Genomic DNA, 10,096 nt, shown 5'->3' on the forward strand with positions numbered 1-10,096 from the left:
ACAGACCCCTGCCGAGCTGCTGACCGTGAAGGACGTCATGGCGCGTCTCAAGGTCGGACGGTCGAAGGTCTACGACCTGATCCGCTCGCGTCGTCTCGTCTCGATCAAGATCGATGGGGCGCGTCGTATCCCCGCCACCGCTGTGCGGGACTTCGTCCTCGGCCAGATCGAGGAGGCTGCCTGATGGCTGCTCCGCGCAAACGCAATCCGAACGGCGCCGGCACCATCACCAAGCGCAAGGACGGCCGGTACCAGTGCGCCGTGTACGTCCTCCAGCCGGACGGCACCCGCGCTCGTAAGTTCGCCTACGGCAAGACCTGGGCGGAGTGCGACGCCAAGCGCCGGGAGCTGCTCGACAAGGTGGACCAGGGCGTGCCCGTGCCCACCAGGTCGGCCAAGCTCTCCGCGACAAGTACGAGGCGCACGTCCGGCTCTACCTCGTGCCGCTGCTCGGTGCCAAGCGGCTCGAATCCCTCGGCGTTCGCCGACGTACGCCGCTTCCTCGTCCGTCTGGAGAAGGAGACGACTGCGGCGACCGCCAAGGAATCGCACCGCGTCCTGCGATCGGCGCTCTCCTCTGCCTGCCGCGAGGAACTGATCACGCGCAACGTCGCCAAGCTGGTCGAGCCGCCCCGCACCGACAACCGCGAACTGAAGCCGTGGACCCTCGACGAGACGCTGGACTTCCTCACGGCCTCCCGCAAGGACCCGCTGTACGCGGCCTTCGTGCTCGCCATCGCCATGGGGCTCCGCCGGGGAGAGATCATCGGCCTGCGGTGGTCGGACCTCGACCTCGACAACCGCGTCCTCTACGTCCGCCAGCAGACACAGCGTCGTCGGGGCGTCCTCTACGACGACGATCCCAAGAGCCGCCGTCGCCGGGCTGTCCCGCTCCCCGCTCTGTGCATCGCACCCCTGCGCTGGCACCGGATGCGGCAGGCGGCTGCTCGGGTCAAGGCGGGGGAGCAGTGGCAGGAGTCTGGCTACGTCTTCACCACCCGTACCGGCCGCCAGGTCGAGCCGCGGAACGTCTACCGCTCTTTCACCCGCGTCGCCGAGTCGGCCGGCCTCCGCGTGATCCGGCTGCACGACGCCCGGCACGGTACCGCCACGCTTCTCACGGCGGCCGGAGTCGCGCCCCGCGTCGTGATGGAGATCCTTGGGCACTCCCAGATCAGCATCACCATGGACGTCTACACCCACGTCGTCCAGGACACGCAGCGCGAGGCCATGAGCCACATGGACAGGCTGCTCAGGAAGCGGCGTCCAGGTCGTCCTGATCGTGAGTGACCGCCCGCGTTGATGTCAGACGTGGATGTCAGAAGGGGTCCACCTCCGAAAATCCGGAGGTGGACCCCTTCTGAACTGGTGCCCCCGGCAGGATTCGAACCTGCGACACCCGCTTTAGGAGAGCGGTGCTCTATCCCCTGAGCTACGAAGGCGGGGTCCTGGACGCATCGGCCCACTGATCCCGTGACGTGCCTGGAGGGGCACGCCGCCGTCAGTGTAGCGGGTGAGGGCGGGCAGGCGCGGGGGGTCGCCCCTGCCTCCGTCCGGCCCGGCTCACGGCCGGGTGATCCGTACCCGGTAGTTGTCGTCGGCGTCCTTGTCGAGCACGGATATGCGTATGCCGCTGGACCGGTCGGTGAAGGTCTCGCCCGGCTTGAAGGGGGCGTCGGAGAGTTCGGCGTGGACATTGGGCCGGCGCGTGCAGCCACCGCTGTCCTTGGTGCTGTCCGCGACGGAGATGGGGCCCTGGCCGGTGTCGACGTCGGAGCTCACCTTGTAGATGAGGACACCGGGCCGGCAGATCGCCTCGTCGTTGCCCCCGGTGTTCCGCACCTCCACCGCGTAGCCGGATTCGGCGGTCACCGGTACGAAGGCCAGCTTGGGGCCGCCGTGGGTGGCCAGCGGGCCTAGGGTGTGCTCGCTGGTTCCGGTCGCCGAGGCGCAGCTGATCTGGTCGTTGGAGAGCCAGCCGAGCTTCCACTTGTGCCAGCCCAGCAGGTCGTTGTTGGCGCCCCAGTCCTCGGACATGATGTCCCAGTGCCCCACGGCGCCGCCCCCTTCCATCGTGTACAGGTCGGGGAGTCCGAACACATGGCCGTTCTCGTGAGGCAGTACCCGGTAGCCGGTGTCCGCGTAGGAACCCGAGCCGTCGTCCTGGCGGCTGTAGACGAAGGACGTGTTGGCGAGTGGTACCCCGTCGGCCGAGGGGGCCTCGTCGTTGCCTGAGAAGGTCACCGACAGGACGGTGTCCAGTGCGGACGGCCCCGCGTTCGGGGTGACCAGCACGTTGACCAGGTCGTAGGAGGAGAAGTCGACCTTCGGGTCAGCGACGGACACCAGGTCCTTGACGAGCTTGCGGTAGCCCGGCTCGTACGGTGAGCCGCGCTCGATCCCGTACTCCGAGAACGGCAGCGGCATGCGCAGCCAGTCCTTCACGGGGGCCTCGGGGATGTAGGTGAGGCGGCCGTAGGAGCTGGTCCGGAACCAGTCGGAGGTCTGGGGGAAGAACTCGGCGAGCCGGTCCGCCGCCGGTTCCGTGGCCTGGGCGTCCGGGAAGTCGATCATCAGGTTGAGGGCCCTGATCTGTCCGGTGGAGCGGGTGTATCCGGATGGGGTGGGTATGCCCTCCGACATCTGTACGCCCATGCTCGCGGGGATCCGGCACGGGGCCAGGCCGGTTCCCCGTGGCGCGGACACCGGTCCGGCGGAGGCCCGGCTGGAGAGGGGGAGGGTGGTGCTGGCCGAGGCCATGGTGGCGATGACCAGGGCCGTCGCTCCGGCGAGTGCGAGGGGGCGGCGGCAGCTGCGTATCCGGTGGCGGGGATGGTGCATAGTCGCTCGCCTTCGGGCTCCGCGGCAGCCGGCCGGCCCCTGGCTGCGCTCTGGCGATCAGCCTCTGCCGGGACATGGGCGCTCGCTCGCTGAGTGCGCCGTTGGAGGGGTTTTCCGGCAGATCGCAGGTGACGCAGGTCACTTCTAGGTGTGAAATAACCGGGGAGGGTTTCCCCGTTTGCACCTGTGTTCTCGTGAACCGGGGACATGGTCCCCGGTTTTCCCCGGAGGGCCGAACCCCTGTCGAGAGGAAGGACCGCGTCGTGGAGACCGTCTCCGAAGCCGGCACCTGCGGTGCGCACCGCATTACGTCCCGTCCGCGGGCCGACGCGCTGCGCAACCGGGAGCGGATTGTGACGGCTGCCCGAGAGATGTTCGTCGAGTTCGGGCCGGACGTGCCGCTCGACGAGATCGCACGCAGGGCAGGGGTCGGTAACGCCACGCTCTACCGGAACTTCCCCGACCGGGCCGCCCTGACCCATGAGGTCGTCCTGGCGGTCACCTGCCGCACCACCGACCGTGCGGAGGAAGCGGCGGCGGCGGAGTCCGATCCCTTCACCGCGCTCAGCCGGTTCGTGCACGCGGCGGCCGAGGAACGGATCGCTGCGCTGTGCCCGATGCTGTCCGGTGGATTCGACAAGGACCATCCCGAACTGCTCGCCGAGCGACGGCGCCTCGAAGAGGCCGTCGAAGGGCTCGTGCGGCGGGCCATGTCCGCGGGGCGGCTGCGTACCGACATCGCGGTCGGTGACGTACTCGTCGCCCTCTCCCAGCTCACCCGGCCGCTGCCAGGCATCGCCTGTCCGGACATCGACCGGTTCACCCACCGCCACCTGCAGCTCTTCCTGGACGGGCTGCAGGCTCCGGCCCGTTCCGAACTGCCTGGATCGGCGGCGACCTTGGATGAGCTGCGCCGGGGGCGCTGACGCCCGCGACGCCCAAGCCCGACGGGTGACGGACCCGGCAGGCGACAGACCCGGCAGGCGGCAGACCCGACAGGTAGCAGAGACCTGACAGACGGCAGATCCGACAGACCAGACGGCAGACCAGACGGCGGACCCGACAGGGGACAGCCCGAGACGACAGGCCCGACAGACACCAGACCTGACTGACGTAACAGCTGCGACGGGCCCGTGGGCCCGAGTGGCCGACCACCCTCGATGAAGCGCCGGGGCCCGACCAGCGGTTCCAGGTCCGGGCGCCGGACAGACACACCCTTTTAGCGGTTCGGCCGCGGGCCCCTGCCCCGGCATCGGAACCGATCACGACTCTTCGCGTCCACACGCGCCCTTAGGTGGCTACCCCCATGTCGAAAATCGCCGAGACCCGGCTTCCCGATCCCAGTCGCTGGAAAGCACTGGCCTTCATCGCCCTCGCCCAGTTGATGGTCGTGCTCGACGCGACCATCGTGAACATCGCCCTGCCGTCCGCCCAGACGGACCTGGGTATCTCCGAGGGCAACAAGCAGTGGGTGATCACCGCCTACGCGCTCGCCTTCGGCGGGCTCCTGCTCTTCGGCGGGCGTATCGCCGACCTCTGGGGGCGCAAGCGCACCTTCGTGGTCGGCCTGCTCGGCTTCGCCGCGGCCTCCGCGCTGGGCGGTGCCGCCCAGGGCCAGGCCATGATGTTCGGCTCCCGCGCCCTGCAGGGTGTCTTCGGCGCGCTGCTCGCGCCCGCCGCCCTGTCCCTGCTCGCGGTCATGTTCACCGATGCCAAGGAACGGGCCAAGGCGTTCGGTATCTACGGTGCCATCGCCGGTGGTGGCGGCGCGGTCGGCCTGATCCTCGGCGGCTTCCTCACCGAGTACCTGAACTGGCGCTGGACGTTCTTCGTCAACATCCCGTTCGCCGTGCTCGCCGCCGCCGGCGCCTACTTCGTCATCCGTGAGCCGGCCGGAGGCCGCAACCGCTCGCCGCTCGACGTCCCCGGTGTCGCCCTGTCCACGCTGGGCCTGGTCTCGCTGGTCTACGGTTTCACCCGCGCCGAGTCGGCCGGCTGGTCGGACACGCTGACGATCGGCGCGTTCGTCGCCGCCGGAGTGCTGCTGCTGGCCTTCGTGCTCACCGAGTCACGCGTCAGGACGCCGCTGCTGCCGCTGCGTGTCCTGACCGACCGCAACCGCGGAGGGGTGTACCTCTCGCTGGGTCTCGCCGTCATCGCGATGTTCGGGCTCTTCCTCTTCCTGACGTACTACCTGCAGGTCGTCCAGGGGTTCTCCCCCGTCAAGACCGGCTTCGCGTTCCTGCCGATGATCGCGGGCATGATCACCGGTTCCACGCAGATCGGCGCCCGGCTGATGACCCGGGTCCCGCCGAGGCTTCTGATGGGGCCGGGCTTCCTGGTCGCCGCCGGCGGCATGCTGTTCCTGACCCAGCTGGACGTCGACACCTCCTACGCGGGCGTCATCCTGCCGGCGCAGCTGCTGCTCGGCCTGGGTATGGGTACGGCCTTCATGCCGGCCATGTCGCTGGCCACGCACGGCATCGAGCCGCGTGACGCCGGGGTGGCCTCCGCGATGGTGAACACCTCGCAGCAGGTCGGCGGTGCCATCGGTACGGCGCTGCTCAACACCATCGCCGCCGGTGCCACCACCGCCTACCTGGCCGACCGCGCCGCGGGCGCCGGTGACCCGCGGCTGTTGCAGCTGCAGGCCATGGTCAGCGGTTTCGCCGCGGCGATCTGGTGGGCGGTCGGCATCCTCGTCGCCGCGTCGGCGATCGCGGTGACGTTCATCAACACCGGGCGTCCCGGTGCCGGACCGACGGGCGCGGCCGGCGGTCAGGGGGAGCGGGTGGACGGTGCCGAGGACGAGTTCCGGATCCCGGTCGTCGCCCACTGATCCTGCGCCCGTGGCACCCGTGCCCGGTAACACCCGTGCCGCGTGGCACCCGTGCCCGGTAACACCCGTGCCCGTGTGATCCCTGCCCTGGTTCCGTTCAGCGGAGCCAGGGCAGGTCCGCGTCCGTGTCCTCCGGCTGCAGTCCGGTGGCGATGACCTGCATGATCTCGCCGAGGTTGCGCACCTGGTCCGGGGTGAGCCGGGCGAACATCGCCTGACGTACGGCGTCGACGTGTCCCGGGGCGGAGCGCGTGAGCATCGCGTGTCCCTCGTCGGTCAGTACCGCGTTCTGGCCGCGCTTGTCGGAGGGGCAGTCCTCGCGCCGGACCCAGCCGTTCTTCTCCAGCCGTGCGACGGCGTGCGAGAGCCGGGACCGCGTGATCTTGGCGTCCTTGGCCAGCTCGGTCATCCGCTTCCTGCGGCGCGGCGCCCGGGAGAGCTGGACGAGCAGACCGTAATAGATGTGCGGCATGCCGGCGTCCCGCTGCAGCTGACGGTCGAGGTGGTCCTCCATGAGCGTGGTGGCGTGCAGATAGGCACGCCAGACGCTCTGTTCTTCGTCCGTGAGCCATCGGGGCCCGCCGGCGGTGGATGCCATGGTCATGTACTCCACTGTACGACCTCTTCTTGAAAGTTGAACTAGATACGACTAAGGTCTGTCAACATAGGAACTTGAAGCTTCAATGAAATTCGCCTTGGCCGGCGTTGAGGAACGGGAGTGCCATGACTGTCACCGCCGAACGCATGCCCGCCCTGTACCTCTCCCACGGTGCTCCGCCGCTCGCCGACGACCCCCTCTGGCCGGCCGAGCTGGCCGCCTGGTCCGCGGGTCTGCCGCGCCCGAAGGCGATCCTCATGGTCTCGGCCCATTGGGAGGAGGCCCCGCTCGCGCTCGCCGCCACCCGGACCGTGCCGCTGGTCTACGACTTCTGGGGTTTTCCCGAGCACTACTACGGCGTGCGCTACGCGGCCCCCGGTGCGCCGAAGCTCGCGGACGACGTCCGCAAGCTGCTGCGCCGGGCCGGCACCCCGGTCCAGGACATCCCCGACCGAGGCCTCGACCACGGGGCGTACGTACCGCTCGTCGAGATGTACCCGGACGCGGACGTTCCCGTTCTCCAGATCTCCCTGCCGACGCTGGACCCGCGCGCACTGATGGACATCGGGCGCAGGCTCGCGCCGCTGCGCGACGAGGGAGTGCTGATCGTCGGAAGCGGGTTCTTCACGCACAACCTGGCGGCGCTGCGCCACGCCGGCGGCACCCCTGGCTGGTCGGCCGAGTTCGACGACTGGGGGCAGCGGGCGCTCCTGGCCGGGGACGTCGACGCGCTTCTGGACTTCGAGCACGTTTCGCCGTCGGGCAAGCTGGCCCACCCCCGGACCGAGCACTTCGCCCCGCTCTTCGTGACGCTGGGCGCGGCGGAGGGCGAGCTCGACCGGGGGCGCAGTGTCATCGACGGTTTCTGGATGGGCCTGGCGAAGCGGTCGGTGCAGTTCGGCTGAGCGGCGGCTCCCCGAGCCGGGGTTGCGTACGGGCATGTGGGACACGTACCGGGAGCGGGGCCGCCGGCCCTTCCGGCGGCCTCGGCCGCGTACTTCCGCGGCCGTGTCCCGGCAACGGGGCAACCAGTAGTCGGCGCAGGCCGTCTTCCGGAGGGGAGCGCGGTCAGGGCCGACGCGCCTCGGGGGTGGAGGTGGCTGGGTCGCACGTGAGCGGCGTCTCACGGGCGTAGCGGTTGGAGACATCGGTGAGGGCCGTCAGGTCCGCCCCGGTCCCAGGCTTGACCTGCGCATCTGTGGGTATCTGTGGCATCTGTCCTCCTGAAGGAGGCGACAGGGTACTGCATGATCGCGAAAGTGAATGGCCGGTGTGGGAATTCTGTCCGGATTCCAGTCGTTGTTTCCATCGGATGCAGGGCACCCGGGAGGGTGTCGCGACCTACTCAGCAAGGGAGCACGCATGGCAACCCGTGCCGTCGCCCGTCGTTCGTCCGCCGAGTCCGGCGGGACCGACCGGGCAAGCAGTGTTCGCGCCGGGGGCGGGGAGATCGCCGACCGCGACCTGGTCGGCATGTACCTCGACGAAATCGCTCGCACACCGCTGCTCGACGCCGCCAAGGAAGTCGATCTCTCGCAGATGATCGAGGCGGGTGTCTACGCCCAGCAGATCCTCGACGGAGAGGTGGAGAGCAAAGCCGGTGGGGCGAAGCGTGAAGAGCTGGAAGCGCTGGTCGCCGAGGGCGAGCGCGCCAAGGACGTGTTCATCCGTTCCAACCTCCGGCTCGTCGTTGCCGTGGCCCGCCGCTACCCGAGGGCAGGTCTGCCCCTGCTCGACCTGATCCAGGAGGGCAACGCGGGCCTGGTGCGCGCCGTCGAGAAGTTCGACTACGCCAAGGGCTTCAAGTTCTCCACGTATGCGACGTGGTGGATCCGGCAGGCCATCACCCGGTCCATAGCCGACCAGTCCCGTACCATCCGGCTCCCCGTCCACCTCGTGGAGGAGCTCGGACGGATCCGCCGGGTCCAGCGTGAGTTCAACCGTGAGCACGGGCGCGACCCGGAGCACGCGGAGATCGCCGCGGAGCTGGGTTCCAACGCCGAGCGCGTCGGTAACGTCCTGGACTGGGCGCGTGACCCGGTCAGCCTCAACATGTCCGTGGACGACGAGGGGGACACGCAGTTCGGTGACCTGCTGGAGGACACCTCCGCGGTGTCGCCCGAGCAGTCCGTGATGACGCTGCTGCGCAGTGAGGAGCTGGAGGACCTGATCGGCAAGCTCGACAACCGCACCGCCTCCATCATCCGGATGCGGTACGGGATCGAGGACGGCCGGGAGCGCACCCTCACCGAGGTGGGCAAGCAGCACGGCCTCACGCGGGAGCGGATCCGCCAGATCGAGAAGCACGCACTGCTCGAATTGAAGAAGATGGCTCACGACACGGGCTTTGACGCTGCGGCGTGAGCCGATTACCCCGTAATCTCCCCATCAAGCCGGTTCGCACCGGCCCGACGACCGGTCTCCTTTCCGGTCCCCTGAGCTGAGTCCCGGCGCCCACCCCCCCCGGCGCCGGGGCTCACCCATGTCAGCTCGCGTCCGGCACGGCCGAGCAGGCAACACCTCACCGCCCCCCGGGCGAGGAGGCACGCGTCAGACGGGCGCCCAGGGCATTCAGGTACTCCGCGAGCTGCGGCGGCCCGTGCACATCGAACTCGCAGTCCACCAGGGCCAGCCGCATCGCGATCCACTCCAGCGAGTCGGCGGAGACCGCGCGCAGCCGGCACCCGCCCTCACCGGTCGGCTCAGCCGCGCCGAGCGTGCCGGGCAGCCGCGCGGTGACGAAGTCCGCCGGTGCGCGGAAGCTGACGTCCACGGACAGCTCCGGCTGCTTCCGGGCCATCGACCGGGTGAAGAACTGCGCCGCGTCCTCACTCCCGGCGGGCAGCTCGCGCGGGGTGAACCGGACCCCCGTGGCGAACGGCTCGGACACCCGGTCCACCCGGAAGGTGCGCCAGTCCTCACGTTCCCCGTCGTAGGCGACGAGATACCACCGGCTGCCCGTGCTCACCAGGCTCGACCTGCCGCCTCGACTCGGCGCCGTCCCCCGCGCGGTACGCGAAGCGCAGCCGCTCATGACCGGTCACGGCCGAGGCGATGACCGTGAGGGTGCCCGGATCGATGGTGGAGCCGTCGCCACGGGTGAGCGGGACGGTGGCCTTCTGGAGGGAGGAGACGCGATGCCGGAGGCGGGACGGAAGTACCTGTTCCAGCTTGGTCAGGGCCCGTACGGACGCCTCGTCGACCCCTTCGATGGCATGCCCGGCACCCGCCCTGAGCCCCACCGCGATGGCCACCGCCTCCTCGTCGTCCAGCAGCAGGGGCGGCATCGCGGCACCCGCCACCAAGCGGTACCCGCCGAACGAACCGCGCGACGCCTCGACCGGGTAGCCGAGGTCACGGAGCCGGTCGATGTCACGCCGGATGGTCCGCGGGCTCACGTCGAGCCGTTCGGCCAGTTCGCTCCCGGGCCATTCGCGAGGCGTCTGGAGAAGCGACAGCAGATTCAGCAGCCGTGCCGGGGTGTCCGTCATGCATGCAGGATGCCCGTACAACAGGACGAGAACTGACCTAATCGGTCTCTAGGTTCTCCGCATGACTTCTTCCGACTCGCAGCCGTCCGCGGTGGCCGCCCGCACGGGTTCCACCGGACCGGCGACGGCACCTCAGCAAGCGGACCGGCGCCGCTGGTTCGCGCTCGCGATCGTGATGACCGCGGCCTTCATGGACCTGGTCGACGTCACGATCGTCAACATCGCCATTCCGAGCATCACCCGGGACACGGGTGCCTCGTTCTCCTCGATCCAGTGGATCACCGCCGGGTACGCCCTCGCCTTCGCCGCCGGTCTGATCACCGGCGG

The 10,096-nt window shown here is 69.5% G+C and carries 8 protein-coding genes, 1 tRNA gene and 3 pseudogenes; 7 read left to right on the forward strand and 5 right to left on the reverse strand.

The window, feature by feature from the left end; all coding sequences use genetic code 11:
• Window positions 1-16 precede the first annotated feature (16 nt).
• Together IH13_RS0131500 and IH13_RS39055 are read left to right on the forward strand one after the other, a co-directional pair.
• Window positions 17-184: a helix-turn-helix domain-containing protein gene (locus IH13_RS0131500; protein WP_234433466.1), complete on the forward strand. Its 168-nt coding sequence runs from the start codon at window positions 17-19 to the stop codon at window positions 182-184.
• Window positions 184-1,290: pseudogene (locus tag IH13_RS39055) on the forward strand (tyrosine-type recombinase/integrase). The gene IH13_RS0131500 and the pseudogene IH13_RS39055 overlap by 1 nt, the downstream one beginning before the upstream one ends.
• Before the next feature lie 76 nt (window positions 1,291-1,366).
• Here IH13_RS39055 and IH13_RS0131510 read toward each other — a convergent pair.
• Both IH13_RS0131510 and IH13_RS0131515 read right to left on the reverse strand, forming a co-directional pair.
• Window positions 1,367-1,442 (reverse strand) — tRNA-Arg (locus IH13_RS0131510).
• A gap of 121 nt (window positions 1,443-1,563) precedes the next feature.
• A complete protein-coding gene (locus IH13_RS0131515; protein ID WP_031089712.1) occupies window positions 1,564-2,841 on the reverse strand; it encodes a M6 family metalloprotease domain-containing protein in 1,278 nt (425 codons plus the stop codon).
• Between the two features lie 263 nt (window positions 2,842-3,104).
• Here IH13_RS0131515 and IH13_RS0131520 point away from each other — a divergent pair, with 263 nt between their 5' ends.
• Together IH13_RS0131520 and IH13_RS0131525 are read left to right on the forward strand one after the other, a co-directional pair.
• Window positions 3,105-3,767 (forward strand): TetR/AcrR family transcriptional regulator, encoded by a 663-nt coding sequence (locus IH13_RS0131520; protein WP_031089714.1) that lies wholly within the window; start codon window positions 3,105-3,107, stop codon window positions 3,765-3,767.
• Window positions 3,768-4,147: 380 nt separating this feature from the next.
• Window positions 4,148-5,680 carry an MFS transporter gene (locus tag IH13_RS0131525; RefSeq protein WP_031089716.1) on the forward strand — a complete coding sequence of 511 codons (1,533 nt, stop codon included), beginning with the start codon at window positions 4,148-4,150 and terminating at the stop codon, window positions 5,678-5,680.
• A gap of 97 nt (window positions 5,681-5,777) precedes the next feature.
• Here IH13_RS0131525 and IH13_RS0131530 read toward each other — a convergent pair whose 3' ends face one another.
• Window positions 5,778-6,293: a MarR family winged helix-turn-helix transcriptional regulator gene (locus IH13_RS0131530; protein WP_199814913.1), complete on the reverse strand. Its 516-nt coding sequence runs from the start codon at window positions 6,291-6,293 to the stop codon at window positions 5,778-5,780.
• Between the two features lie 110 nt (window positions 6,294-6,403).
• Between IH13_RS0131530 and IH13_RS0131535 the strand changes: the two genes are divergently transcribed.
• Window positions 6,404-7,183, forward strand: coding sequence for a dioxygenase family protein (locus IH13_RS0131535; RefSeq protein WP_031089727.1), 780 nt, complete (start codon window positions 6,404-6,406; stop codon window positions 7,181-7,183).
• 163 nt (window positions 7,184-7,346) lie between these two features.
• On the opposite strand, the gene IH13_RS43705 is transcribed toward IH13_RS0131535, so the two are convergent.
• The gene (locus IH13_RS43705; protein WP_158791436.1) at window positions 7,347-7,493 is read right to left on the reverse strand and encodes a hypothetical protein; all 147 of its coding nucleotides are present in this window, start codon (window positions 7,491-7,493) and stop codon (window positions 7,347-7,349) included.
• Window positions 7,494-7,640: 147 nt separating this feature from the next.
• On the opposite strand from IH13_RS43705, the gene IH13_RS0131540 reads away from it, so the two are divergent.
• Window positions 7,641-8,642, forward strand: a complete 1,002-nt coding sequence (locus IH13_RS0131540) for a sigma-70 family RNA polymerase sigma factor (protein ID WP_031089728.1) — start codon at window positions 7,641-7,643, stop codon at window positions 8,640-8,642.
• A gap of 157 nt (window positions 8,643-8,799) precedes the next feature.
• Here IH13_RS0131540 and IH13_RS39060 read toward each other — a convergent pair.
• Window positions 8,800-9,769 (reverse strand): annotated as a pseudogene (locus tag IH13_RS39060) (helix-turn-helix transcriptional regulator).
• A gap of 61 nt (window positions 9,770-9,830) precedes the next feature.
• Between IH13_RS39060 and IH13_RS0131550 the strand changes: the two are divergent.
• Window positions 9,831-10,096: pseudogene (locus tag IH13_RS0131550) on the forward strand (MFS transporter); the annotation flags it as partial.

It is taken from the genome of Streptomyces sp. NRRL WC-3549, assembly GCF_000721935.1.
Taxonomy (GTDB): domain Bacteria; phylum Actinomycetota; class Actinomycetes; order Streptomycetales; family Streptomycetaceae; genus Streptomyces.